This is a genomic window from Arhodomonas sp. AD133, assembly GCF_051195215.1.
Taxonomy (GTDB): Bacteria; Pseudomonadota; Gammaproteobacteria; order Nitrococcales; family Nitrococcaceae; genus Arhodomonas.
On the sequence record NZ_JBNAZM010000014.1, the window covers coordinates 36,509 to 63,033 of the forward strand.

Here is a 26,525-nt window from a genome sequence, read left to right on the forward strand (position 1 = left end):
CAGGATCGCCGGCCACGCCCGCGAGGGGCGCGGCCGGCGTTTCAATCACCGGTAAACGACTCGCCCCACGGCCAGGCACCGGAAAGGCGTTGCTGGAGCTCGCCGTCGTCCAGCGCCTCCAGCTCCCGCTCGGCCTCCAGCCAGGTCTCCGAGTCCAGCGGTGCCTGCATCGCGGCCCCGCCGCCACTCGCCATGAACAGAATCACATGGACCCCGTAGGACTCTCGCCCCACCACGGCGGTCCACTGCCGGCCGTTGTCGTCGGTAAGTGTGCGCATGGGCGGAGTATGAAGCGGCAAGCGGGTAGAGAAAAGGCGGTGGTCTGATACAGGGGCCGAGTCCTCGTTTCGGTTCCGCGTTCCGGGCGGGGCTCAGGGCGTGGGTCGTAGGGTGGGTGAAGCGCAGCGGACCCCACCATCCGGGACCGGGTCGACGACGTTGGGCTGCGCTGACGCCCCTTCCAGGTAACCGACGCCACGACATGGGGTGCGGACACGCCCCAATGCCCGCCTGAGGCGGCGGGGTATCAGGAGCCGGGAGTGTATGCGGCCAGGGACGGCCGCATCCAAGCGTACAAGGACGTATTCACAGCGTCTCCCGGCTCCTGACACCCCGCCGCCTTACGGCACGGCACCCGAGCGTGAAACACCGAGCCACGGCGGCCCCAGGGCCAATAGCGCGAGGACTCCGGCGAGCGTCGCGAGATCTGCCATCGACGCCTACAACAACCCACGCTCGGCGAAGCTCACCGGTTCGCCGTCGCCGATGACGAAATGATCGAGCAGACGCACGTCCACCAGCAGCAGCGCATCACGCAACCGTCGGGTGATCTGCTCATCGGCCTTGCTCGGCTCGGCGACGCCGGAGGGGTGATTGTGCGCGATGATGACCGCCGCCGCGTTGTGGGAAAGCGCCCTGCGGACCACTTCCCTCGGGTGCACCTGGGCCGCGTCGATGGTGCCCTGGAACAGCTCCTCGAACGCGATCACCCGGTGGCGATTGTCCAGGAAGAGCGCCGCGAACACCTCCGCCGGCCGGTCACGGAGCTGTGCAGTGAGAAAGCGTCGGGTGTCGGCCGGGCTGGTGAGCGCATCGCCACGCTCCAAGCGCTCGTGCAGGTGCCGGCGCGCCATCTCCAGCACCGCCTGGAGCTGCGCATACTTTGCCGGCCCCAACCCTGGATGGGCGCTGAACGCGCGGCGGTCGGCGTCGAGCAGACCTCGCAGACCGCCGAACGCGGCGACCAGCTCGCGGGCGAGATCCACGGCGGTACGCCCCTGCCGCCCCGTGCGCAGGAAAATGGCGAGAAGCTCGGCGTCCGAGAGCGCGCCGGCACCGCGCTCGAGGAGCTTTTCCCGCGGCCGCTCCGCCGCGGGCCAGTCGGTAATCCGCATACCTCCTCCCTGAGGCGTTTGTCTCAAACGCCATAGTGTACCGCTTCGCGACCGCCTTTCCAGCCACGACCCGCCTCGGGTACGCTTGCCATGTCCCGACCACGATGGCCGCTAGTACCGAGCGCGTGTTGTCCGCCACCACCACTGCGGCGTTGCATCGTGATGCAGGGCGAATCGGCGCACGAGGCAACGCATGACGACCAGCGCCCGATTCCGGAGACCACTGCGGCATTCACCCGGAGCGCCCATGCCGAAACTCGCCGGATGCCACATCCTGCTCGGAGTCACCGGCGGCATCGCCGCCTACAAGAGCCCCGACCTGGTCCGACGCCTGCGCGATGCGGGCGCCGAGGTACGCGTGGCGCTCACCGCCGCCGCCATGGAGTTCGTCCGGCCGCTGACGTTCCAGGCGGTCTCCGGCAACCCGGTACACCACGATCTGCTCGACCCGAACGCCGAAGCGGCCATGGGCCACATCGAGCTGGCACGCTGGGCCGATCACATCCTGGTGGCCCCGGCGAGCGCGGACTTCATGGCACGCCTCACCCACGGTTTCGCCGACGACCTGCTCGCCACCCTGTGCCTGGCCTCGGATGCGCCGATCACACTGGCACCGGCCATGAACCGGCTCATGTGGGCCAACCCGGCGACCCGGGCCAACCGGGCCACGCTCGCCGAGCGGGGCGTGCGCTTCATCGGCCCCGGCGAAGGCGACCAGGCCTGCGGTGAGACCGGCGCGGGACGCATGAGCGAGCCCTCGGACATCGTCGCCGCCCTGGCGGGCTCCGGTGATGACCGCCTCGCCGGCCAGCGCATACTCATCACCGCCGGGCCCACCCGCGAGGCCATCGACCCGGTACGCTACCTCAGCAACCGCAGCACCGGCGCGATGGGCTTCGCCATCGCCGCCGCCGCCGCGGCCCGAGGCGGCGAGGTCACGGTGGTGGCCGGCCCGTGCCCGGCAGCCACCCCCGCCGGCGTCACCCGCATCGACGTGGAAACGGCCGTCGAGATGCATGAGGCGGTAATAGCCCGCGCCGGCGACAGTGACCTTTTCATTGCAGCAGCCGCCGTGGCCGACTACCGCGCCGCGGAAGCAGCACCCGAGAAGCTCAAAAAGCGCGACGACGAAGGCGGCCTCACCCTGACACTGGTGCGCAATCCCGATATCCTCCGCGAGGTCGCCGCCCTCCGCTCGCGACGGCCGTTCGTCGTGGGATTCGCCGCGGAGACGGAACGCCTGGCCGAGCACGCCCGGGACAAACGCCGGCGCAAAGGCGCCGACCTGATTGCCGCGAACTGGGTGGGCCGGCCCGACAGCGGCTTCGAGAGCGAGCGCAACGCCCTGGAAGTCTTCTGGGAGGACGGCCACACGAGTCTCGCGAGCGCGCCCAAGCGCGAGCTTGCCGATGCCCTCATGGAACTGATCACCGAGCAATATCATGCAAAGCGTTGAACTGCGCATTCTCGACCCGCGCCTGGAGAACGAATGGCCACTACCCGGCTATGCCACCGACGGCTCCGCCGGCCTCGACCTGCGCGCCTGCCTCGACGACACGGTCACGCTGCCCCCCGGGGAGACGACGCTGATCCCCAGCGGCATCGCGGTACACATCGGCGACAGCCGCTACGCCGCGGTCGTGCTGCCGCGCTCCGGCCTTGGCCACAAGCACGGCATCGTGCTCGGCAACCTCGTGGGACTGATCGACTCCGACTACCAGGGCCAGATCTACATCTCCTGCTGGAACCGCAGCGGGGAAGCGTTCACCGTCGAGCCGGGCGAACGCATCGCGCAACTCGTGTTCCTCCCCGTCGAGCGCCCGCAATTCCACATCGTCGACGCTTTCGAATCGAGCGCTCGCGGCGAGGGCGGCTTCGGCCATTCCGGACGGCACTGACCGTGACTGCACCGATCGGGGATCGCCGCGACCGGCATGCCGCGCACACGAACGCAACCACAATGATTCACCCCGCCACCATCCGGGGCCGGAAGTGAAGGTGGAGAGACGACTATGCGGCTGACTCGCAAGGGAAGCGAACACCGGGGCCGGACGCCGCCGCTCGCGCGGATACTGGTTCTGCTCGGGGCTCTCGCGCTCCTCGTCGCCGCCGCCATCACGGCTGTGCCGGCCTGGCTGGGCCCGCAGGCCGAAGCCCAGGCGCGCGCCGGCGCCCAGTCCGCGGCACGACTCGGTGCAGAGCGGCTCGCCGAACGCGTCGACGAACGCCTGTCGCTCATCGCCCGCATGCCTGACGCGGCTGCATTGCAGGCTGCCTTCCCCGAAGCCGTCCGTATCCGATCGATCCCCCCCGATGGGCTAACGCCAGCACCGCGGGCTGAACCGCCCGTCGGCTACGCGCTGGTGAAACAGGCCTCGCGGGCGCTCGAAGACGGCACGGCGAGCGCCGAGGTCCACCTTCCCGGCGGGCCGGATGCCCAGCTCAACCTGATCGCGCCACGGCAGGATGGCGCCTGGCTGGTCACGCTGCCGACATCGGTGCTCGGCGAATGGCTCGGCTCGGCCACCCCCGGGCACACCCGATCCCTGGAGCGTGGTGGAACCACACTCGCCAGCCACGGTCGCGCGGACGGCCCCGGGGCGACGTCCCCCGTCGCCGGCACCGGCTGGCAGTTGCGGATACAGGCGCCGCAACCGCAAGTGCCGCTGCGCGACGCCACCATGTTAATTGCCGGTCTGAGCGTGCTCGGCGTCGCTCTCGTGGGGGCCGGACTGTGGCTGCGCCAGCGCACCCCGCAACCACTACCCGCTGACGCGTCATCCGAGACCACGACACCCCCTGGCGCCGAGGCGCCGCCCGCGGCCGTCGATATCACACCCGCTGATGGCGAAGGGTTGCTGGTGGAGGAGCCTCCGCTGGACGAGCCTCCGCTGGAGCAGCCGGCGGAAGAGGACGCCCCCCCGGCAAGCGGACCACGCGATCTGCCACCGCTGGAGTTCGTCGACCCCAACGGGGCCGATGCGGACGCCACGGCAGCCGAAACCGTCACCGAGGAGACGCTCACGCTGGAGGACGACGATGGACTGGAGATCGTCGACGAGCCCGAGAGCCGGGAGCCGGCAGCGAAACGGCACAGCGTCGACCCGTCCATCCTCCGCGCCTACGACATCCGCGGCATCGTTGGCGAGACGCTCACCGCCGCGACCTTGGAACGGCTCGGCCGAGCTTTCGGCCATACTGCCGCCGAGCAGGGACACGACAGCGTGGTGGTTGCCTGTGACGGCCGCCACTCGAGCCCGGAGCTTGCGAGCGCACTGATAGAAGGCATCACCGGCACCGGCTGCGATGTCATCGACATCGGCGAGGCGCCCACGCCGTTGCTGTACTTCGCCACCCACCTGCTGGGCACAGGCGCCGGCGCCGTCGTCACCGCGAGCCACAATCCGCCGGCCTACAACGGCCTCAAGGCGGTTCTCGGCGGTGAAGCCCTGTCAACGGACGCGATTCAGGCGCTCGGGGCACGCGCCGAGCGCGACGAACCCGCCGATGGCGGCGGCAGCGTCTCACGCCGGGACGTCGTCCTCGACTATATCGATGCCGTGGCCTCCGATATCACCCTCCACCGCCCACTGCGCGTCGCCATCGACTGCGGCAACGGCGTCGCCGGCGCCGTCGCGCCGGCTCTCTTCCGTGCCCTCGGCAATGAAGTCGTCGAGCTCTTCTGCGATGTGGACGGGGATTTCCCCAACCATCACCCGGACCCGAGCGTGCCCGACAATCTCGCGGCACTGGTCGAGCGCGTACGAGCCGGCGAAGCCGACGTGGGCCTTGCCTTCGACGGTGACGGCGACCGCCTCGGCGTGGTGGACAGCGAGGGCAACATCATCTGGCCCGACCGCCTGCTCATGCTCTTCGCCCAGGACGTGCTCGCCCGGTTGCCGGGCTCGGATATCATCTTCGACGTCAAGTGCACGCGCCACCTCGCCGAAATCATCACCGTCAACGCCGGCGTGCCGGTGATGTGGCGCACGGGCCACTCGCTGATCAAGCGCCGCCGCGCCGAGACCAACGCGCCGCTCGCCGGGGAGATGAGCGGCCACATCGTCTTCGGCGACCGCTGGTTCGGCGTCGACGACGCCCTGTACGCCGGCGCACGCCTGCTGGAGCTGCTTTCGTTCGAGGGCGGTCGTACGAGTGCCGACGTCTTCGCCGCCCTCCCCGAAGGCCACAGCACACCGGAGATCCGCGTAAACCTCGCCGCCGAGGGAGAATCCACGGCGATCATGGAACGGCTGCTCGCCCAGGTGGACGAGCTGCCCGAGGCCGCCCGGGTAACCACCCTGGACGGCCTGCGCATCGATTATCCCGACGGCTGGGGCCTGGTGCGCGCCTCCAACACCCAACCGAGCCTGGTGCTGCGCTTCGAAGGGGACGACGCCGACGCGCTGGAGCGCGTTCGCGCGCACTTCCGCGATCAGCTCGCCGCCGCCGCGCCCGGGCTCGAGCTACCGTTCTGACCAGGAGAGCCACCCGCGATGCCCGTACAACCCACACCCCCAACCCAGGTCGCCCACGTGCTCACCGAGGCACTGCCGTACATCCGCCGCTTCCACGGCCGCACCATCGTGGTGAAATACGGTGGCAACGCCATGGTCGACGAGGCGCTCAAGCAGAGCTTTGCCCGCGATGTCGTGCTGATGAAGCTGGTGGGCTTCAACCCGGTGGTGGTGCACGGCGGCGGACCGCAGATCGGCCGGCTGCTCGATCGCATCGGCAAGAAGACGGAATTCGTCGAAGGCATGCGGGTGACCGACGCCGAGACCATGGACGTGGTGGAAATGGTGCTCGGCGGGCTGGTGAACAAGGAGATCGTCAGCCTCATCAACCGCCATGGCGGCCGCGCCGTCGGCCTCACCGGCAAGGACGGCGGTTTCATACGCGCCCGCAAGCTCCAGGTGCAGCGCCCGGGCGAAGCGGAACGCGAGCCCGAGATCATCGACATCGGCCACGTGGGCGAGGTCGACGCCATCGACCCGGCGCTCGTCGACATGCTCGACAGCGGCGATTTCATTCCGGTAATCGCGCCCATCGGCGTCGGCGACGATGGCCACGCCTACAACATCAACGCCGACCTCGTCGCCGGCAAACTCGCCGAGACCCTCGAGGCCGAGAAGCTGATCCTCATGACCAATACGCCCGGCATCCTCGATGACGCGGGCACGCTGCTCACCGGGCTCGATGCCAAACGCGTGGAAGCGCTGATCGCCGACGGCACCATTCACGGCGGCATGCTGCCGAAAGTCCGCTGCGCCCTGGACGCCGTCAGCGGCGGCGTCGGCGCGGCCACCATCGTCGACGGACGTGTGGAGCACGCGGTGCTGCTGGAGCTGTTCACCGACTCGGGCGTGGGTACGCTCATCCAGGGCCCACGAGGCGAGTGACTCATGCCAGCCCGCGCCGTCCGTCACCGCCACACGCTGCTCGCCGTCGTGCTGGGCAGCGCCCTGGGCGGCTGCGCGGGGACACCCCCGGGGACGACCGAGCGGCCGGCCCACGCGGCATCCCCCGGCACCCCCGCGGGCATTCGCACAGCGCTTGAAGAACAACTGGAGGCCTGGCGCGGGACGCCCTACGAGTGGGGCGGCATGAGCCGGGATGGTATCGACTGCTCCGGCTTCGTCTACCGCACCTATCGCGACCGCCTGGGCATCGAGGTACCCCGCACCACCGCCGCCCAGACCCGCGTCGGCGCCCGGGTGGCCCGCAGCGCCCTGCGCCCCGGCGATCTGGTTTTCTTCCGCACCGGTGCCGGCAAGCGCCACGTGGGCATCGCCCTCGGCGACGGTTCGTTCATCCACGCCTCCACCCGCGTTGGTGTGACCGTCTCCCACCTGGACAACCGCTACTGGCGCCGGCACTACTACCGCGCCGTCCGGCCGGCGGCACTCAACGGGAATGGGCGCGCGGCAGACGCACGCCCACGCGAGTGATCCAGGGCCCCTCCATATCCCGAACCGTTAGCATGACGCCACCGATGCGCAGGCTGTCACCCTCGGATGCAGTGTGACGCAGCCGCCGCCGCACGAAACCGCCGACGGTCTCGGTTGCGGCCGTGTCGATGTCGACAGCGGGCAGGTACATGCTCGCGAACGCCGCCATGGGCGCATCCGCATCCACGGTGAATTCACCGAAGTACGCCTGCTCAGCCGCCTCGTGGGTGGCGGCAACGGTATCCAGCCAGTGCTGGAAACGCTCTTCGAGATGACGGTCCCCCACCGGCAGGAGCAGGTAAAGCAAGTCGCCGGACTGCAGCGGCAGATCGGGCGTCAATGTGACCGCCTCGCCGCGACGGAGCACGCTGAGCAACCTCACCCCCGCCGGCACCTCGAGCTCCTCGACACCACCGTTGACGGCGGGGCAACCGGCAGGCAGCACGCAAGTGACCAGCTCGTGACCGGCTGGCTCGGCCACGTCCACCCGTTCGATCTCCGGATGGCGCTTGGGCAGCAGCAACCGCAACCAGCGCGCCACCGGCGCCACCGCCCAGCCCTGGAGGAGCAGCGACACCAGAACGATGAAGAACACCCGGTTGAACAGCGTCTCGGCCTGCTCCACGTCCGCGAGCAGCGGGAACAGCGCCAACACGATGGGCACGGCGCCGCGCAGCCCGGTCCAGCTCATGAACGCGATCTGGCGCACGTCGAAGCGGAAGGGCAGCAGGCTCGCCACCACCGCCAGCGGGCGCGCCACGAAAATGAGCACCGCCGCCAGAACCAGTGCCTCGAATGCCACCGGCAGAAGCTCGGACGGTGTAACGAGCAGTCCCAGAAGCAGAAACAGGCCGATCTGGCACAGCCAGGCCATGCCGTCATGAAACCGTCGGATGCCGCCGCGCGCCGCCTGCGCGCGGTTGCCCAGCACCAATCCGCCCAGGTAGGCGGCCAGAAAGCCGCTGCCCCCGGCGACGGCCGTGACGCCGTAGATGAACAGCCCCCCGGCCAGCGCGAGCAACGGGTAGAGACTGGCCGCAAAGCGCAGGCGGTTCACCACCGCGGTGAGCAGATAGCCCCCGCCCACCCCCAGCACGCCACCGAGCACCACCTGGCGAAAGAACATGGACGCCAGGGCGGCGGGCTCCGCGCCTCCGCCGGGCGCCAGCAGCAGAGTCATCGCCAGAGTCAGGAAGATCGCCAGCGGGTCGTTGACGCCGGACTCGATCTCCAGGGTATTGCGCACCCGCGAGTGCACGGCGATACCGCGGGCACGCAGCAGATAGAACACCGCCGCGGCATCGGTGGAGCTCACCATGGCGGCGAGCAACGCGGAGACACCCCACCCGAGATCGAACAGGTAGACACCGGCAACGGCGGTTACCGCGGCGGTGATGAGCACACCCACGGTGGCGAGCGTGAGACCGGGCCACAAGCCCGTTCGGAAGCTGGCGATCGGTGTATGCAGGCCGCCGTCGAAGAGGATCACGGCAAGGGCGGCCGTCGCCAGGAGATGGGCGACGGCAACGTCATCGAAATCGATGCCGCCGAGGCCGTCCTCCCCGGCGAGCATCCCCACCCCGAGAAAGACCACCAGCAGGGGCACACCACTGCGCTCGGCAGGTACCGTGGCGAGAATGCTAAGGGTAAGCAGCGCGCCCGTCAGCAGGATGAACGAGTCGGTAAAGAACACGCATCACTCCCCGCCGCAGGAGCGCTTACGCGTTGCCGGGGAAGCCCGTGACGACGCTACTCCGCGGCCTTGTTCTTGAGTTCGCGAAAACGCTCGATGTCGCGTCCGAAGCGTGCGCGGATCTCCGCCTGCTCGCGACGCTGGCGCTCTATGAACGCGCGCTGCGAGCGCACCTGCTCCTCGATCGACTCGATCTCGCCGTAGACCTTTTTAGCGTCACCCCTGCCGTTACGCTCCATGGCCGCGGCACGCTCCACCAGGCGTTCGTGCCGCTTCGTCAGGCTCTCCACACGATCCCGCGCGATCTTTATCTGCCCGTCGATGGCGGCAATGCGCTCCTCCCGCGCCCGCTTCATCGCCGCGACGCTCTCGAACGTCTGCAGAAGAATGCGGTCGTGCTCGCGCTGCTCGGCCTCTTTGCGGGCTTCGGCGGCTGCCCGCGCCTTCGCCTCGGCACGCTCGCGCAGTTCCTCGCGCGTCGGCGGCGGCTCGATGCGGTCGACGGTCATGCCGCGCTCGGATTTCACCTCCCGCTCGCGACGTTTGCCCATCTCCTCCGGCGGGATGGAGTCGCTGTAATGCACCCGACCCTTGTCATCCACCCACTTGTAGAGCTCCGCCGAACCCGTGCCCGGCAGCGCGAGCAGCCATGCGGTCAGCACGACGGTCGCGGTGACGATCCCGTGCCTCATTCCCTATGCCCCCGTCGCTGAATCCCCGCGCCCATCATGCCACGAAGACGCCTGCCGGCTAAGGGCCGTAACACCTAGATCGTGCACAGCTCGCTATCCACGTGAGCCCGGCGGCCAACGTGCCGGGTAAACACGCATCGCGGAACCACCCGGTCACTTGGCCGCCCCCGCACACCCCCGACGACGCTCCCCATAAAGGGCCCGTTCGCGATGCGTCGCGGAACGGCGGGAAGCGCCCGCCCGAGCTCAGCCGGCCGGCCCAACCCCGTAAGCGTCCCGATAGGCGCGCACCGCCTCCAGGCGCTCGGCCGTCGCACCGCTGTCGGCGAGGAAATCCACCAGGGTGTCCAGACCGGCGATGGCGATTACCGGCACGCCGTGGCGCGCGGCCACCTCCTGAGCGGCGGAGCGCTCCCCGCTGCCGCGTTCCTGACGGTCGAGCGCAATCACCACGCCCGCGAGGCTGGCACCGGCTTGTTCGATCAAGGCCACGCTCTCACTGACGGATGTGCCGGCGGTGATCACATCGTCGACCACCAGTACCCGTCCGGCCAGCGGCGCGCCCACGATGTTGCCGCCCTCACCGTGATCCTTCGCCTCCTTGCGGTTAAACGCGTAGGGGATGTCGCGGCCATGGACATCGGCGAGCGCCACCGCCGTGGTCGCCGCCAGCGGAATCCCCTTGTACGCCGGCCCGAAAAGCAGATCGAACGCCAGGCCCGAATCCTCGATGGCCCGGGCGTAGTAACGGCCGAGCCGCGCCAGCGCCGCCCCGGTGTCGAACAGTCCGGCGTTGAAGAAATACGGGCTGCGACGGCCCGATTTCAGGGTGAACTCGCCGAAGCGCAGCACCTCGCGCTCGAGGGCGAACTGGAGAAACTCACGCTGGTACTCCTGCATGGGGCGCCTACTCACTCGATGGTGGGTCGTTCAGGGATCATTCCGGCGCCAAGGATATAGCGCCGGACGGTGATTCCCAACCGCATCCCATCATGCCGATCCCTCCGCATCGCCGGACCGCGACCACGTTTCGCCCTGTGAACCCGAGGGCGCTTCGCGTCGGGGATCATTGGCGTACACTTGAACTCAACTCGCAGTGATCACCTGTATACGTCACCATGCCGCTCAATGCCTTCCATCCCGCCGTCGACGATTGGTTCCGCGGCGAGCTGGGCGAGCCAACGGAGATCCAGCGCCAGGCCTGGCCTGTTATCCGGGGCGGCCGCGATACGCTGATCGCCGCCCCCACCGGCGCGGGAAAGACCCTGGCGGCCTTTCTGGCCGCCATCGATACCCTGGTCCGCGACGGCCTCGACACCGGCCTCGCCGACGAGACCCGTGTACTCTACGTTTCGCCACTGCGGGCATTGTCCAACGACATCCAGCACAACCTGCAAACCCCGCTCGCCGGTATCGCAACGGCCCTGGAAGCCCGCGGCGAATCCCCGGTAAACATACGCGCTTGGGTGCGAACCGGCGATACGCCCGCGGCGGAACGCGAACGCATGCGCCAGCGCCCGCCGCACATCATGGTCACCACGCCGGAATCGCTCTACATCCTGCTCACCGCAGAATCCGGCCGGCGGATACTCGCCAGCGTACGCACCGTCATCGTCGACGAGATCCACGCCCTCGCCGGGAACAAGCGCGGCGCCCACCTCGCACTATCGCTGCAACGGCTGGCACGCCTGACCCGGCAATCGCCCCAGCACGTCGGGCTGTCGGCCACCCAGAAGCCCATAGACGACATCGCCGCCTTCCTCAGCGGCGATCACGGGCGCTGCGAGATCGTCGATACCGGTCACGTGCGCCGGCGCGACCTCGCCGTGGAGGTGCCGGATTCGCCCCTCGCCGCAGTCATGGCCAACGAAGTATGGGAGGAGATCTACGACCGCCTCGCCGAGCACGTTCGCGCACACCGGACCACGCTGATCTTCGTCAACACGCGGCGGCTCGCCGAGCGTGCGGCCCGCCACCTGGCCGAACGCGTGGGCGACGACGCCGTTACCGCCCACCACGGCAGCCTCGCCCGTGAGCACCGCCTGGCAGCGGAACAGCGTCTCAAGCACGGCGAGCTGCGCGCGCTGGTCGCCACCGCCTCGCTGGAGCTCGGCATCGACATCGGCGATGTGGACCTGGTCTGTCAGCTCGGCTCACCCCGGAGCATCGGTACCGTGCTCCAGCGCGTCGGGCGCTCCGGCCACGGCCTCGCCCGGGTGCCCAAGGGCCGGCTCTTCCCGCTGTCCAGGGACGACCTGGTCGAGTGCACGGCACTGCTCGACAGCGTGCAACGCGGCGAGCTCGACCGCATCCACATCCCGACGGCACCACTGGACGTTCTCGCCCAGCAAATCGTCGCCGAGACCGCCGCAGCCGGCGAATGCGACGAAGCCACGCTGTTCGGGACGTTCACCGGGGCGTGGTCGTATCGTGACCTCTCGCGAGAAACCTTCGCGGACGTGGTGGCGATGCTTGCCCGCGGCTTCACAACCCGGCGAGGACGTCGCGGTGCCTACCTCCATCGCGATGCCGTCAATGGGCGATTGCGCCCGCGGCGAGGCGCACGCCTGGTCGCGCTCACCAACGGTGGCGCCATCCCCGATCAGTTCGACTACGACGTGCTGCTCCAGCCCGACGGGCTGCGCGTGGGTTCGGTGAACGAGGACTTCGCCTTCGAGAGCATGCCCGGTGACATATTCCAGCTCGGCAACACGGCGTACCGGATTCTCAAGGTGGAATCCGGTCGGGTGCTGGTCGAGGACGCCCTGGGCGCGCCGCCGAACCTGCCGTTCTGGTTCGGGGAGGCACCGGCACGCAGTGAGGAACTTTCCACCGCGGTATCCCGCCTGCGCGAGGACATCGACCGTGTCCTCGCCGACACCGGCGATGACCCCGACGCCGCGCGCGAATGGCTAATGAGCCACCACGGCCTGGCGGCGGCCGCGGCACGACAGCTCGCCGACTACCTCGCCCTGGGACGGGCGGCGCTGGGCGTGGTGCCCGGTCAGCAGCAGCTCGCCGTGGAGCGGTTTTTCGACGAGGCCGGTGACATGCACCTCGTCATCCACTCGCCCTACGGCTCGCGGGTCAACCGCGCCTGGGGGTTGGCGCTGCGCAAACGTTTCTGCCGGCGCTTCAATTTCGAGCTCCAGGCCGCCGCGCTCGAGGACAGCATCGTCCTCTCCCTGGGCCCGACCCACAGTTTTCCTCTCGACGAGGTCACCGGCTACCTCACCAGCACCAGTGCCCGTGACACGCTCACCCAGGCGCTACTGGACGCGCCATTGTTCGCCACGCGCTGGCGCTGGACGGCCACCATTTCGCTCGCCGTCAAACGCAGCCACAGCGGCCGCCGGCGACCGGCGCAACTCCAGCGTCAGGATGCAGAGGACCTGCTCTCGGTAGTCTTCCCTGACCAGCTCGCCTGCGCCGAGAATCTCGCCGGCGCTCGCGAGATCCCGGACCATCCGCTCGTCACCCAGACGCTCCACGACTGCCTGGCCGAGAGCATGGACACCGACGGGCTGGTGGCATTGCTCGCCCGGCTCGAACGCGGCGAGATCACCGTCACCGCGCGGGATCTCAGCACCCCCTCGCCGCTCGCCGAGGAAGTGATCAACGCCCGCCCCTATGCCTTCCTGGATGACGCCGCCCAGGAGGAACGGCGCACGCTGAGCATCACCAGCGGTGCTACACCGGGTACCCCCGACGCTTGGGCACGACCGGACGCCGCCGCGGTCGCGCGGGTGTGCGCCGAGGTCTGGCCGCACCCCCGGGACGCCGACGAGCTCCACGACGCCCTCGTCACCTATGGGTTCCTCACCGCCGCCGAAGGCGCGGCGGGGGAATGGCGGGCGCTCGTGGACGAGCTGACCCGCCACCACCGGGCCGCCGAGATCGCCATTCCGGGCGGCGAGGTGCTATGGGTAGCGGCGGAACGTCTCGCAGAGCTGCACGCGTTATACCCGGGGTTACAGCCAACGCCCGGCATCCAGGCCACCAGCGACGAACCGGCGGACGCGGAGGTAGCACTGGTCGAGCTGTTACGATCCCGCCTCGAAGGTCTCGGCCCCGTGACCGCCGATCGGCTCTCCGCCCCCCTCGGCATCGATGACACGCGCGTGGCCGCGGCGCTCGCACGGCTCGAAACCGAGGGTTTCGCCGTTCAGGGACAATTCACCGCCGACGCTGAAGCCACCGAGTGGTGCGAACGGGGTCTGCTCGCCCGGATACAACGCTACAGTGTGCAGCGCCGGCGCGCGCGTGCCGAACCCGTCACGCCGCTGCGCTACCTGCGCTTTCTCATCGCCTGGCACGGCCTCCCCGACCGCCGTGAAGGGGTGGAAGCCCTCGCCGGCGCCCTGGAGCAGCTCGAGGGCTTCCCGGTAGCGGCGCAGGCCTGGGAAAGCGACGTATTGCCCGCCCGCGTGGCCGAGTACACCGGCGCACAGCTCGATCAGCTCCTGACCGCCGGGCGATTCACCTGGCTGCGCCTGAGCCGGTCACGTGCCGGCGCCGACGACGGGCGCCGGCAGGCCACACCCGTACGCCATACCCCCATTACCCTGATAGAGCGTACGAACCTGCCCCACTGGCGGACGGTGACCGGACCGCCGCTAACCGACGACCATGAGCTCAGCAGCGGCGCGGCACACGTGCTGGAGGCACTCGCCGAGCGCGGTGCGTCGTTCTTCGCCGACCTGGTCGCCGCCACGGGCATGCTGCGCACCCAGGTGGAAGAAGCACTGGCCGAGCTGGTGGCCTGCGGGCTCGTCACCGCGGATACCTTCGACGGCCTGCGCGCGCTCATCGCCCCCAGTCACAAACGACCGTCGTTCGCACCACGGCGGCGCAAGCGGCGGAACACCGCCCCAGGGGTGGATGCCGCCGGCCGATGGGCGTCGCTGCAAACGACGGCACCGGCCCCCGGCGAGCACCGACGCATGACCGACCTGGCCACCCTGGAACATATCGCCTGGGTGCTGCTGCAACGCTACGGTGTGGTTTTCCGTCGTGTGCTCGACCGCGAGCAGGCCCTGCCGCCCTGGCGGGAGCTGCTTTACGTCTTCCGCTTGCTGGAGGCACGCGGCGAGGTGCATGGTGGCCGTTTCGTGGACCAGTTCGCCGGCGAGCAGTTCGCCCACCCGGAGGCCGTGGGGGCGCTGGCGCGCCACCGCCACGCCGAGCCGGACGATACCCTCGTCGCCATCTCCGCGGCGGACCCCCTCAACCTGATCGGTATCATCACTCCCGGACCTCGCGTGCCGGCCGCCCCCAGCAACCGCATCCTCCTGCGGAGCGGCGCCCCGGTGGCGGTGCAGATCAGCGGCGAGCTGCGCTACCTGGAGACCATGAGCCCCGAGGCGCAGTGGGACGCCCGCACGCGACTGGTGCGCCGGGCGGGGTAGAGGAGCGGCAAGCGACAAGCGGCAAGCGAGATGTATGAAAGGCCAGCGGTCGTGAAGGCCTGAAGACAAAGGCGCAAAGGTTTACCAATCGTCTCAGAGGTATTGCGAATTCCTTGTGCACCGCTCGTTGCCTGAGCGATTACCGCGAAAGGCGGTCGCTCGGCGACAAGGCCGACGTCGCAGGTTCCGAGCCGCGAACGGCAACGGCACCGCGAGCGCCGGCCCGCCACTTTCAACGTTGAACTTGCAACTTTCCGCTAGCACCGGCGTCACCCGGTATTGCGCATGCCCGCAGCGATGCCGTTGATGCAGACCATCAGCGGCTTCAGCAGCTCGTCCTCGCGGCCGCTGCGCACCCGGTTCAGCAGCTCCACCTGCACCAGGTTGAGCGGATCCACGTAGGGGTTGCGCACCGCCACCGAGCGTTGCACTACCGGGAAATCGTCCAGCGGTCGTTCGTGGCCGGTCACCGCGAGCACTGCTTCCAGGGTGCGGGCGTACTGGCCCCGCAGCGACTCGCCGAGGCCACACAGCTCCTGCGGAACGAGGCGGGCGTCGTACCAGGCGGCGACCTGGGGGTCGGCCTTGGCCATCACCATCTCGACCATATCCAGGAACGCACGGAAGAACGGCCAATCCCGGTACATACGCTGCAGCGTCTCGCCATCGCTATCCAGCTCGCCCTGCAGCGCCTCGCCCACGCCGAGCCAGGCCGGCAGCAGCAGCCGGGTCTGCGTCCAGGAGAAAATCCACGGGATCGCACGCAGGCTTTCAACGCCCTTGGTCGGCTTGCGCCGGGCCGGGCGACTGCCGATGGTGAGCTGACCGATCTCGTGTTCCGGGGTGGCATGGCGGAAATAGTCGATGAACTCGGGGGTTTCCCGCACCAGCCCGCGATAGCTTCGCTTGGCGGTCTCGGCGAGGCGGTCCATGAGTTCGCGCCACTCCGGCTCCGGCGATGCCGGCGGGCGCAGGGACGCTTCCAGCACGGCGGTGGTGTAGAGCTCCAGGTTCCGCTGGGCGATGCCCGGCAGACCGAACTTGGCCTGAATCACCTCGCCCTGCTCGGTCACCCGCAGCCTGCCCTGCACGCTGCCCGGGGGCTGGGAGAGAATGGCAGCGTGGGTCGGCCCGCCGCCGCGGCCGATGGAACCACCACGGCCATGGAAGAGCGTGAGCTGGATACCCTGCCGCCGCGCCATGGCGACCAGGCGCTCCTGTGTCTGGTACAGCGCCCAAGCCGCGGTGAGATGACCGGCGTCCTTGCCGGAGTCGGAATAGCCGATCATCACTTCCTGGTGTCCCTGTATGCGCTCGCGATACCACGGGATCTCGAGCAGACGCTCCATCGCCGCCTCGGCGCCGTGCAGGTCGTCCAGGGTCTCGAACAGAGGCACCACGCGCAGGTAGTGCCGTACACCGGCCTCCTTCTGGAGCAGCTCGACGGCGAGAATGTCCGATGGCTGCGCTGCCATGGAGATCACGTAGGCACCGAGGGAATCCGGCCCCAGCTCCGCCATCACCTCGAAGGTCTCGAGCACCTCGCGGACGTCGTCGTCGGCCTGGAAATTCCGCGGAATGAGCGGACGACGGTTGTCCAGCTCGCGCACCAGGAAATCCTGACGCTCACGCTCGCTCCACTCGCTGTAGCTACCCAGTCCGAGCTCGCGGGTAATGGCATCGAGCACCTCGTTGTGCCGGCCCGCCTCCTGGCGCACATCGACACGCATGAGGGTGAGGCCGAACACCGACAGCCGCCGGATGAGATCCAGCAGCCGGCCTTCGGCCACCACACCGGCACCGCAGTGCTGCAGGGAGTGATAGCACTGCAACAACGGCTCGCGCAGCTCGGCAGCTTCCAGATAGATCGGTTCGTCCGGCGGAAGCCGGTCGGAAAGGCGTGCGTCCAGCCAGTCCAGCGTGTTGTGCAGGCGCTGGCGAACATCCTTGAGAACCTGGCGATACGGTTCCCACGCACCCTGGGCGGCGGCGTCGACGGTTTCGTCGGCGCACTGCAACGACAGCTCCGTGATGAGCTCGCCCACCTCGCGCTCGTAGAGCTGGGCGGCCATCCAGCGGTTGAGCAGGCAAACCTCACGTGTAACCTCGGCGGTCACCCGGGGATTGCCGTCACGGTCGCCACCCATCCACGAGCCGAAACGGATCGGCGCCGTATCCAGGGGCAAATGCCGCCCCGTTCGCCTGTAGAGCTGGCGGTCGAGACGACGCAGATAGCGGGGAATGACGTCCCACAGGGTCTGCTCGATCACCGCCAACCCCCAGCGCGCCTCGTCCTGGGGAGTGGGGCGCTGGCGGCGGATCTCGTCGGTATACCAGGCGCCGGTGATCTCGCGGCGCAGCGCCTGGTGCACCTCTTCGATCTCCTCCGGTGTGGGGTCGAGGCGATCCTGGTGATCGAGCAGGTTCGCGATGCGGTTGTACTTCTGCAGCATGGTGCGCCGGCTCACCTCCGTGGGGTGCGCGGTGAGCACCAGCTCGATGGAAAGCTCGCCGACGGCGCGGTAAAGGGTCTCGCCGTCGACCTCGGCGCCCAGGCGCGCAAAGCTCTCCTCCAGTGAGCCGCGCAGCGGCGAGGAATCCGGATCCCGCAACCAGGCACGGCTGCGGCGTACGCGGTGGTGCTGCTCGGCGATGTTGGCAAGATTGAGGAACTGCGAGAACGCCCGCACCACGGGCATGATCAACTCGTCGGGTAGCTCGGCGAGCGTTCGCTCGAGCTCGGCGGCGGCGTCGCCGTCACCCGCGCGAGCCTCCTTGGCAAGGCGGCGCACTTCCTCGACGACGTGATAGACGTCCTCACCGGCCTGCTCGTAGAGCGTACTGCCGAGCAGGCCGCCGAGCTGGCGGATATCCTCGCGCAGAGGCGCGTCGGTTCGCGATTCGGGCATGTAGGCGACTCCTCCTATCGCCGACGCGCTCGCGTCAGCGTTCGCGAATGTCGACAGAATGTAGCGCAATTACAGGCAGGCTTTCATCTGTCCCCAATGCCACCAACGCTTTGTATACCAAGTATCGACTCTCGGGGGGGCATCCATGTAGTTTTGCTACGCACCCCCCCCCAAAAAAAGCGCCCACCGCAGTGCGATAGGCGCTGGTTCGGTCAGACGCCGTTACTCGGGCAGGCCGAACTGCTCCACGGCGGCGAAGATGTCCGTATCGGAGATGATGCCCACCGGGCGGCCATCGTCCTGGACCACGACCACGCGGCGGATGTTCTCCTTGCTCATCTTCTCCGCGCACTCCTGCAGGCTCATCTCCGCCGGCACGGTCACGAGCGGCTTGCTCGCCACGGTGGTGACCTTCACGTCGGCGGGGCGGCGGCCGGCGGAGACGATGCGGGCGAGCACGTCACGCTGGGTCATGATGCCCCAGGCACCGTCCTCACCGGGCTCGCAGATCACCGAGCTGATGCGCTGCTCGCGCATCAGGTGCATGGCATCCTCCACCGAGGTGTCGGCGGCGACGGAGACGGGCTCCGGATTCATCATCTCGCGCACGCTCTGCGGGGTGCGGCCGGAGGCGATCATCTCCTCCAGCGGCGACGCCACACGGCGCAGCTCGCGGACCTTGCGGTCGTGCTCGATGGCCGCCTCGCGCTCCTGCTGGTACTTGGCGAGATCGATACGCCCCTGCATCTGCTCGATGATGGCGTCGGCGAACTGGCTCGTCTTGACCTCGGTGGCGCCCTCGATCTGGCGGGCGAAGTCGTAGGTAACGATGCCCGTGGTGACCACCTTCTGGTAGGCGGCACGGATCAGGTCGGCCGCCTCGGTCCAGCCGATGTAGTCGAGCATCATCACGCCGGAGAACAGCAGCGAGCCCGGGTTGACCTTGTCCTGGTTCGCGTACTTCGGCGCCGTGCCGTGGGTAGCCTCGAACACGGCGACGTGATCGGACATGTTCGCCCCCGGCGCGATGCCCACACCGCCCACCTCCGCGGCGATGGCGTCGGAGAGGTAGTCGCCGTTCAGATTCATGGTGGCGAGCACGTCGAACTCATTGGGCCGCAGCAGCATCAGCTGAAAGATGATGTCGGCGATGCGGTCCTTGATGACGATCTTGCCCTCGGGGCGCTTGCCACCGTAGGTGGAGTAGAGCTCCTCCTCGGTGATGGTGACATCGCCGAACTCCTCCTTGGCGACCTCGTAGCCCCACTGGCGGAAGGCGCCCTCCGTGAACTTCATGATGTTGCCCTTGTGGACAAGGGTCACGCTTTCACGGTTGTTGTCGACGGCGTACTGGATCGCCTTGCGCACCAGGCGCTTGGAGCCGAAGGGGCTGATGGGCTTCACGCCCAGGCCGGCGTCGTCGAAAAAGGTCTCGCCCATCTCTTCCTTGAGGAAGCGGGTGACCTTCTGATTCTCCTCGCTGCCGGACTGGTACTCGATGCCTGCGTAGACGTCCTCGGTGTTCTCGCGGAAGACCACCACGTCCACATCCTCGGGCTTGCGCAGCGGCGAGGGCACGCCGTCGTAGTGACGCACCGGGCGCACGCAGGCGTAGAGGTCGAGCTTCTGGCGCAGCGCCACGTTGAGCGAGCGGAAGCCACCGCCCACCGGCGTGGTCAGAGGGCCCTTGATGGAGACGATGAGGTCCTGCAGCGCGGCCTGGGTCTCTTCCGGGAAGTAGTCACCATCGTAGAGGCCGGCAGCCTTCTCGCCCATGTAGAGCTCGGCCCAGTGGACCTTGCGCCTGCCGCCATAGGCCTGCTCCACGGCCGCATCCCACACGCGCATGCTCGCACGGGTGATGTCAGGACCGATGCCGTCGCCTTCCACATAGCCGAGAACGGGGTTGTCCGGCACGGAGAGCTTGCCGTCGACGACCTTGAGCTTCTCGCCCGAGTCCGGGTACTGGATGTGCTGGGTCATGGAAACCTCCCTCGAGAGATGGGCCGCGCCGGCTTCTGGCCAGTGCCCCGCAGGGCCGCGCGCCCGGGGTGAATCGGTTGGTGTCGTTAAGAGGCCGCCCGCTCGCGCGTCCGGGGACACCGCGGACCGGTGTGGACGAGTCGGGCCGTCGCCGCGCTCCTCCGGCGCGCTATTCTCCCCGACCGCTCGCGGGCGTTCAAGAAATGCCCGTCCGCAAACGCCCGCCGCGACGGGTGATTTCATGACTCGCGCGTCATCTTTAGGCGGGCTACACTGCCTGCGGCAGCACAACAAGCAGTCCGCGCCGAATCGTTGGCAGGAGGTGACCCGATGCGCGAAGTGGTGGTTGTCAGCGGCGTGCGCACGCCGGTCGGCACTTACGGTGGTTCCCTGAAGGATGTATCCCTCGGCGACCTGGGCGCCGCCGTCGTGCGCGAGGCCGTGAACCGTGCGGGTGTGGCACCGGAAGACGTGGGCCATACGGTGTTCGGTAACGTCATTCACACCGAACCGCGGGACATGTACCTGGCCCGCGTGGCCTCGGTTAACGGCGGTCTCCCGGTGGAGACGCCCGCGCTCACCTTGAACCGTCTCTGCGGCAGCGGGCTCCAGGCAATCCTCACGGCCGCTTCCTACATCCAGCTCGGTGACGCCCACTGCACGGTGGCCGGCGGTGGCGACGCCATGAGCCGTGCCCCCTACTGGCTGCCGAGTGGCCGTTGGGGCCAGCGTATGGGTGACGGCCAGATGCTCGATGCCATGGTGGGCGCCCTCACGGATCCCTTCGACAAGTGCCACATGGGCATCACCGCCGAGAACGTCGCGGAAAAGTGGAGCATTTCCCGTGAGGATCAGGACGCCCTCGCCGCCGAAAGCCACCGTCGCGCCGTCGCTGCCATCGAGGCTGGCTACTTCCGTGAGCAGATCCTGCCGATCGAGATCCCGGGGCGAAAGGGGCCGACGACGGTGGACACCGACGAGGGCCCGCGCCGCGATGTCGACCCGGAGAAAATGGCCGCCATGAAGCCGGTGTTCAAGCGCGACGGCGGCACCGTTACCCCGGGCAATGCCTCGACGCTGAACGACGGCGCCGCCGCAGTGGTGCTCATGGAGCGGGGCCTCGCTGCCGAACGCGGGTTCACCGCCAGGGCACGCCTGGTGGGGGGCACCGTGGCCGCCGTGGATCCCAAATACATGGGCATAGGCCCGGTGCCGGCGGTACGTCGGCTGCTCGACAGAACCGGCGTGGCCAGTAACGACGTGGACGTCTGGGAGATCAATGAAGCCTTTGCCGCCCAGGCACTCGCCGTGACGCACGACCTCGACCTCGATCCGGCGCGGGTCAACCCGAACGGCAGCGGCATCTCCCTGGGGCACCCCATCGGTGCCACCGGCGCCATCCTCACGGTCAAGGCGCTCGCGGAGCTGGAGCGCGTCGACGGCCGGTACGCGGTGGTGACCATGTGCATCGGTGGCGGTCAGGGCATCGCGGCGCTGTTCGAGCGGCCGTGAGCCGGGAGCGCAGCGGCGGGGCGTTCGACGCCCCGCTGATGTGCAGCCTGCTCGCCGAATGCCTGGGCGGCGCCGGCCGCGCCGGCGAGTGGGTGCGCATGCTGGTCAACGGTTTTCGCCCGCGCCCCGATCCGTTGCGCACCCGCGCCGCTTCCGTGGGACAGCTCACCACGCTCACGCGCATTCCCGCCCCCAGCCTGCGTCTGCTCCGCGACGCGCCGGATCTGGATACCTACGTGCAACGGTGGAACGCCCTCGACGCCACATGGTCGGTACCGGTGCGCACCCGTCTCATGCGAACATCGGATGGCAACCTGCACCTGCATCGCCATCGCTTCGACGGCCTGCCGCCCCAACCCCATCAGGACGCCGCGGTCACCGCACTGATGGCCGCCCACCTCCGCGGACAGGGGCTGCACGTCAGCCGGCCCGACGCGGCAAAACCCCTCGAGCTCACCCTTACCCTCGGCGAGCCCGCCGCGACCACGGACTTCTTCCCCCCCGGCGACGCCACGCCGTCGGTATGGTCAACGCTGACAAGCGCGCCGGACGCACACTGGACGCTGGCACGAACGGCAACCCGCCTCGGCGTGTCTGCCCGCACCCTCCAGCGCCAACTTGCCCGTGAGGGCGTGGCCATTCGCCAGCTCAAGGTCGGCGCGCGGGTGACGCTGGCGAGCGGCGCGCTCATCGCGGATGCCCCCTCGGTCACCGAGCTGGCGCATGCGCTTGGTTTCAGCGACTCTGCCCACTTCTCCCATGCCTTCCATCGTGCCAGCGGCGTAACGCCCAGCCGCTACCGGGCTATCGCCATGGCCTGAGGCGGTGGCACGAAAATACAAGCCTCGCCGAACGGCAACGCGCAAGACTCTGCCTCCGCCACACCCCGATACACGGAGGATTACGACGATGCGCGCCGCCGCCCTGTTCCTCGCCGCCGCCGTCATGATGGGCGCCACCCTGCCCCTGGGCCGCACTCTGCGACTCGCTGGCGCCCCGGCGCTGCCGCTGCTCGCCGCGGCCTTCGCGATTGCGGGCCTCACGTTGCTCGTACTCACCGTGCGCCGGGAGCACGGTCAGCTCACCGCACCGCGCACCTGGCGGTTCGCCGCCGTCGCCGCCCTGCTGGGCATGACGCTGCCGCACACCATCGCATTCTCGGCGCTCTCCACCCTCGGGGCCGCCGCTGTGGCCCTCGGCTACGCGTTGCCGCCGGCATTCACGTACCTGCTCGCCCGACTCACAGGCATGGAGAGCGGGCGCCCCGTTCGCCTCGCGGCGACCGCGCTGGCGCTCGCCGGCGGGCTGGTCCTGGCATGGCCGTCGGACACGTCCGTGGAATCCGCGTGGCTCGCGAAGACCGCCGTGCTGCTCCTGCTGCCCTTCTCCCTGGCCGCCGGCAACCTCTATCGCAAGCGTTTCATGCCGCCACGCGCCTCGTCCGCCCTACTGGCGGGGGTTACGCTGACCGCCGCCGCGGTGGAGCTCACGCTCACCACACTGGCCAGCGGTGCATCGTTCACCGGTCCGTGGCTCACGAACCCGGCGTTCGCCGCCCTCGTGATCGCCACCGGCATCGGGTTCGTCTTCTACTTCGCCGCGCAGAAACGCATCGACGTGACCCTTTTCAGCCAGATCGGCAACCTGATGGCCATCACCGCCGCCCTGGTCGCATGGGTCCTGCTCGGCGAGGCTCCGCCGCTCGCGATGGCGCCTGCGGTACCGTTGATCGCGGCGGGGGCCTGGTTGCTCGCGCGGTATCCGGCACACCGCGCGAACGCCAACGCCAGGGAACGCCGGGATGCGTATCTGGACCCGGAGTCAGGATAGCGCAGGTCCCGCAGTCGAACTGGCCGGACGGGGGTGAAACCATCCACGCGCAGCGGTAACGCGAGCGCCCCGCGCGCAAGATGATGAGCACCCTGCCCGGTGTGCCCGTCGAATGGTGACACCGAGCGGCAACACCCCGTGCGCGCTCCCCCCGAGCCGGCGCGCTTGGGCATCGTCAATAGGCCCTAGTAGACTCGAGCGATGAGCATTGACAACGCCCCCGCACCGCTTCGCGACGCCCTGGACACCCTGCCCGAACGGCTACGGGCCGTGGTCGCCGATCAGCTCGCGGACTTTCTCGCCGAGCACGCACCACCGGCCGACGAGCGGATACAGGCGACCCTGCCCCCCGTGTGGGCGGCGAGCGAGTTCGTTGCCCGCACCTGCCAGAAGCGCCCGGCGCTGTTCACCGACATAATCCGGCCGGCGGGGCTCGACACGCCACGAAGCCTCGACGACTACCGCGCGCGGCTCGACGATGCCCTGGCCGACGTGGCGGACACGGACGCCCTGCATCGCAGCCTGCGCCGTTTCCGCGAAGCGGAGATGGTACGCATCGCCTGGCGCGACCTCGCCGGTATCGCGGCGCTCGACGACACGCTCGCCGAGCTCTCGGCCCTCGCCGAGGCCTGTATCGACCGCACCCTCGCCCACCTCTACGCCGCCCGCTGCGAGCGCTGGGGCACACCGCGCAATGCCGCCGGCGAGGCGCAGCAGCTGGTGGTGCTCGGCATGGGCAAGCTCGGCGGTGGCGAGCTCAATTTCTCCTCCGATATCGACCTTGTCTTCGCCTATCCGGAGGCAGGCGAGACCGATGCACGCAGACCCCGCGCCAATGAGGAGTTCTTCAACCGCCTCGGCCGAGAGCTCATCGCCGCACTCGACCAGCAGACCGTCGACGGTCAGGCATTCCGTGTGGACATGCGCCTGCGCCCCTATGGCAGCGCCGGCCCGCTCACACAGAGCTTCCGTGGCATGGAGATCTACTACCAGGACCAGGGCCGCGAGTGGGAGCGCTACGCGCTCATAAAGGCCCGGGTAGTCGGCGGTGACTACGAACGTGGCGCCGAGCTTCTCACCACGCTGCGCCCCTTCATCTACCGGCGCTACCTGGACTACGGGGCATTCGAGAACCTCCGCGAGATGAAGGCCATGGTCGACCGCGAGGTTCGCCGCCGCGGCATGGCGGACAACATCAAGCTCGGCCGCGGCGGCATCCGCGAGATCGAGTTCATCGGCCAGGCGTTCCAGCTCATCCGCGGTGGCCAGGAGCCGGCGCTGCGGGAGCGACGCCTGCTACCCGTACTCGACCGCCTCGCCGGGCAGGGGCAGATCCCCGAATGGGCGCGGGACGAGCTCGTCGAAGGCTACGACTTCCTGCGCCGGACGGAGAACCGGCTCCAGGCGATGCACGACCAGCAGACCCACGAGCTCCCCTCGGACTCACTGGAACGCCAGCGCCTGGCCTTCGCCATGAGCTACGAGGACTACGAGCGCTTCGCCACGGACCTGGAGGCCTGGCGGCAGAGAATTCAGGGACACTTCGATCAGGTCTTCGTCGCACCGCAGGAAGCCGGCGAGGCGGACGGTGCGGCTCTGGACTTCGGCGACGTCTGGGCGGCAACGGCCGACGACGACGAAACCGACGAATTCCTCTACGACGCCGGTTTCCAGCGCCCCTCCCGCGCCCGTGAGCGCATCGCCGCCCTGCGCGAGGGCCACAGTACCCGCTCACTGTCGGCACGGGGCCGGGCGCGGCTGGACCGGCTGATGCCCATGCTCCTGCAGGCGGTGGCCGCCCAGGATCGAGCCGATGCCGCACTGGAGCGGGTGCTCGCGCTGCTCGAGGCGGTGGCCCGCCGCACGGTCTATCTGGCGCTGCTCAACGAGCACCCCATGGCACTGTCACAACTCGTGCAGCTATGCGGCGCGAGCCCCTGGATCGCCCGCCTGCTCACGCGACACCCGGTGCTGCTCGACGAGCTGCTGGACCCTCGCACCCTCTATGCACCGCTGCGCCGTGAAGCGCTCACCACGGAGCTCGCCCGCCGTCTCGACCAGGTGCCCGCCGACGACCTGGAGCAGCAGATGGAGGTGCTTCGCCACTTCCGCCAGGCCAACGTCCTCCGCGTCGCCGCCGCCGACATCGCCGGCGCCATCCCCATCATGGTGGTCAGCGACTACCTCACCGAAATCGCCGAAGTGGTCCTCGAGCAGGTTCTCGCCGTGGCCTGGCATCACGTCACCCGCCGCTTCGGCCAGCCCACCGGCCAGGTGGATGGCGAAGCCGTGGCGCAGGGTTTCGCCATCCTCGCCTACGGCAAGCTCGGCGGCATCGAGCTCGGCTACGGCTCGGACCTGGACCTGGTGTTCATCAACGACGCGAACGGCGAGCAGCTCGTCACCGACGGCGAGAAATCCGTGGAGAACGCCGTGTTCTTCGCCCGGCTCGCCCAGCGGATCATTCACATCCTCTCCACGACCACGCCCGGTGGCGTTCTCTACGAAGTGGACACGCGCCTGCGCCCGAGCGGCAAGTCGGGCCTGCTCGCCACCAGCCTGGATGCCTTCGCGGAATACCAGCATCGCAATGCCTGGACATGGGAGCATCAGGCGCTGGTGCGCGCCCGTGTCGTCGCCGGTGACCGGACACTGGCGGAACGGGTCGAAGCGGTGCGACGGGAAGTGCTCGCCACCGAGCGCGACCGCGAGAGCCTGCGTGCCGAAGTCGCGAACATGCGCGAGCGCATGCGCCGCGAGAAAGCCTCCCGGGAGGCGGACGTCTTCGACCTCAAGCAGGACCGCGGCGGTATCGCGGACATCGAATTTATGGTGCAATATGGCGTCCTTGCCGGTGCCCACGCGAACCCCGGGCTGCTGCGCTTTACCGACAATATCCGTCTGCTCGGCGAGCTGAGTGGCGACAACGGGCTTTTCGGCGCGGACGCCGCCGAAAGGCTGGCGGAAGCCTATCGGGTATTCCGGGCCAAGATTCACCGGCTGACGCTGCAGGAAGAGCCGGCACGCGTGCCCGCGGACGAGTTCCCGAACGAGCGCGAGGCCGTGACGGCACTGTGGGACGAGATCATGGGGGCGGGCCGCGACGAGGCGGCGGCGCCGCAAAGCGAACGGTAGAGCGTGAGGGAGAGCCGC

The 26,525-nt window shown here is 68.8% G+C and carries 17 protein-coding genes and 1 pseudogene; 10 read left to right on the plus strand and 8 right to left on the minus strand.

Annotation, left to right across the window (positions count from 1 at the left end; translation table 11 throughout):
• Window positions 1-41: 41 nt before the first annotated feature.
• Together ACPEES_RS10305 and radC are read right to left on the minus strand one after the other, a co-directional pair.
• A complete protein-coding gene (locus tag ACPEES_RS10305) occupies window positions 42-278 on the minus strand; it encodes a hypothetical protein (protein ID WP_435103387.1) in 237 nt (78 codons plus the stop codon).
• 441 nt (window positions 279-719) lie between these two features.
• On the minus strand, window positions 720-1,394 hold the full coding sequence (radC, locus tag ACPEES_RS10310) for a RadC family protein (protein ID WP_435103388.1): 675 nt from the start codon (window positions 1,392-1,394) through the stop codon (window positions 720-722).
• A gap of 247 nt (window positions 1,395-1,641) precedes the next feature.
• Between radC and coaBC the strand changes: the two genes are divergently transcribed.
• The 5 genes from coaBC to ACPEES_RS10335 all read left to right on the plus strand — a co-directional run bounded on the left by coaBC (window position 1,642) and on the right by ACPEES_RS10335 (window position 7,345).
• A complete protein-coding gene (coaBC, locus tag ACPEES_RS10315) occupies window positions 1,642-2,850 on the plus strand; it encodes a bifunctional phosphopantothenoylcysteine decarboxylase/phosphopantothenate--cysteine ligase CoaBC (protein WP_435103389.1) in 1,209 nt (402 codons plus the stop codon).
• Window positions 2,837-3,292, plus strand: a complete 456-nt coding sequence (gene dut / locus ACPEES_RS10320; protein WP_435103390.1) for a dUTP diphosphatase — start codon at window positions 2,837-2,839, stop codon at window positions 3,290-3,292. Before coaBC ends, dut begins: the two co-directional genes overlap by 14 nt.
• A 114-nt stretch (window positions 3,293-3,406) precedes the next feature.
• A complete protein-coding gene (locus ACPEES_RS10325) occupies window positions 3,407-5,872 on the plus strand; it encodes a phosphomannomutase/phosphoglucomutase (RefSeq protein WP_435103391.1) in 2,466 nt (821 codons plus the stop codon).
• 18 nt (window positions 5,873-5,890) lie between these two features.
• Window positions 5,891-6,796 carry an acetylglutamate kinase gene (gene argB, locus ACPEES_RS10330; RefSeq protein WP_435103392.1) on the plus strand — a complete coding sequence of 302 codons (906 nt, stop codon included), beginning with the start codon at window positions 5,891-5,893 and terminating at the stop codon, window positions 6,794-6,796.
• Between the two features lie 3 nt (window positions 6,797-6,799).
• Window positions 6,800-7,345 carry a C40 family peptidase gene (locus ACPEES_RS10335; protein WP_435103393.1) on the plus strand — a complete coding sequence of 182 codons (546 nt, stop codon included), beginning with the start codon at window positions 6,800-6,802 and terminating at the stop codon, window positions 7,343-7,345.
• On the opposite strand, the gene ACPEES_RS10340 is transcribed toward ACPEES_RS10335, so the two are convergent.
• From ACPEES_RS10340 to pyrE, 3 genes are all read right to left on the minus strand, one after another.
• Window positions 7,302-9,038 carry a potassium/proton antiporter gene (locus ACPEES_RS10340; protein WP_435103394.1) on the minus strand — a complete coding sequence of 579 codons (1,737 nt, stop codon included), beginning with the start codon at window positions 9,036-9,038 and terminating at the stop codon, window positions 7,302-7,304. The genes ACPEES_RS10335 and ACPEES_RS10340 overlap by 44 nt on opposite strands.
• A 56-nt stretch (window positions 9,039-9,094) precedes the next feature.
• Window positions 9,095-9,730: a DUF4124 domain-containing protein gene (locus ACPEES_RS10345; RefSeq protein ID WP_435103395.1), complete on the minus strand. Its 636-nt coding sequence runs from the start codon at window positions 9,728-9,730 to the stop codon at window positions 9,095-9,097.
• A gap of 246 nt (window positions 9,731-9,976) precedes the next feature.
• On the minus strand, window positions 9,977-10,630 hold the full coding sequence (gene pyrE, locus ACPEES_RS10350) for an orotate phosphoribosyltransferase (RefSeq protein WP_435103396.1): 654 nt from the start codon (window positions 10,628-10,630) through the stop codon (window positions 9,977-9,979).
• A 218-nt stretch (window positions 10,631-10,848) separates the two neighbouring features.
• Between pyrE and ACPEES_RS10355 the strand changes: the two genes are divergently transcribed.
• A complete protein-coding gene (locus tag ACPEES_RS10355) occupies window positions 10,849-15,138 on the plus strand; it encodes a DEAD/DEAH box helicase (RefSeq protein ID WP_435103397.1) in 4,290 nt (1,429 codons plus the stop codon).
• Between the two features lie 269 nt (window positions 15,139-15,407).
• Here ACPEES_RS10355 and ppc read toward each other — a convergent pair whose 3' ends face one another.
• From ppc to icd, 3 genes and pseudogenes are all read right to left on the minus strand, one after another.
• Window positions 15,408-18,047 carry a phosphoenolpyruvate carboxylase gene (gene ppc / locus ACPEES_RS10360; protein WP_435103398.1) on the minus strand — a complete coding sequence of 880 codons (2,640 nt, stop codon included), beginning with the start codon at window positions 18,045-18,047 and terminating at the stop codon, window positions 15,408-15,410.
• Between the two features lie 222 nt (window positions 18,048-18,269).
• The gene (locus tag ACPEES_RS10365) at window positions 18,270-18,794 is read right to left on the minus strand and encodes a CBS domain-containing protein (RefSeq protein WP_435103455.1); all 525 of its coding nucleotides are present in this window, start codon (window positions 18,792-18,794) and stop codon (window positions 18,270-18,272) included.
• Window positions 18,792-20,030: pseudogene (icd, locus tag ACPEES_RS10370) on the minus strand (isocitrate dehydrogenase (NADP(+))); the annotation flags it as partial. The gene ACPEES_RS10365 and the pseudogene icd, both read right to left, overlap by 3 nt.
• A gap of 330 nt (window positions 20,031-20,360) precedes the next feature.
• Here icd and ACPEES_RS10375 point away from each other — a divergent pair.
• From ACPEES_RS10375 to glnE, 4 genes are all read left to right on the plus strand, one after another.
• Window positions 20,361-21,542 (plus strand): acetyl-CoA C-acyltransferase family protein, encoded by a 1,182-nt coding sequence (locus ACPEES_RS10375; RefSeq protein WP_435103399.1) that lies wholly within the window; start codon window positions 20,361-20,363, stop codon window positions 21,540-21,542.
• Complete coding sequence (locus ACPEES_RS10380; RefSeq protein WP_435103401.1) at window positions 21,539-22,363, plus strand: helix-turn-helix transcriptional regulator; 825 nt, start codon at window positions 21,539-21,541, stop codon at window positions 22,361-22,363. Before ACPEES_RS10375 ends, ACPEES_RS10380 begins: the two co-directional genes overlap by 4 nt.
• A gap of 88 nt (window positions 22,364-22,451) precedes the next feature.
• Window positions 22,452-23,372, plus strand: a complete 921-nt coding sequence (locus ACPEES_RS10385; RefSeq protein ID WP_435103402.1) for a DMT family transporter — start codon at window positions 22,452-22,454, stop codon at window positions 23,370-23,372.
• A gap of 201 nt (window positions 23,373-23,573) precedes the next feature.
• Window positions 23,574-26,507, plus strand: coding sequence for a bifunctional [glutamate--ammonia ligase]-adenylyl-L-tyrosine phosphorylase/[glutamate--ammonia-ligase] adenylyltransferase (gene glnE, locus ACPEES_RS10390; protein WP_435103403.1), 2,934 nt, complete (start codon window positions 23,574-23,576; stop codon window positions 26,505-26,507).
• The last annotated feature ends 18 nt before the right edge of the window (window positions 26,508-26,525 follow it).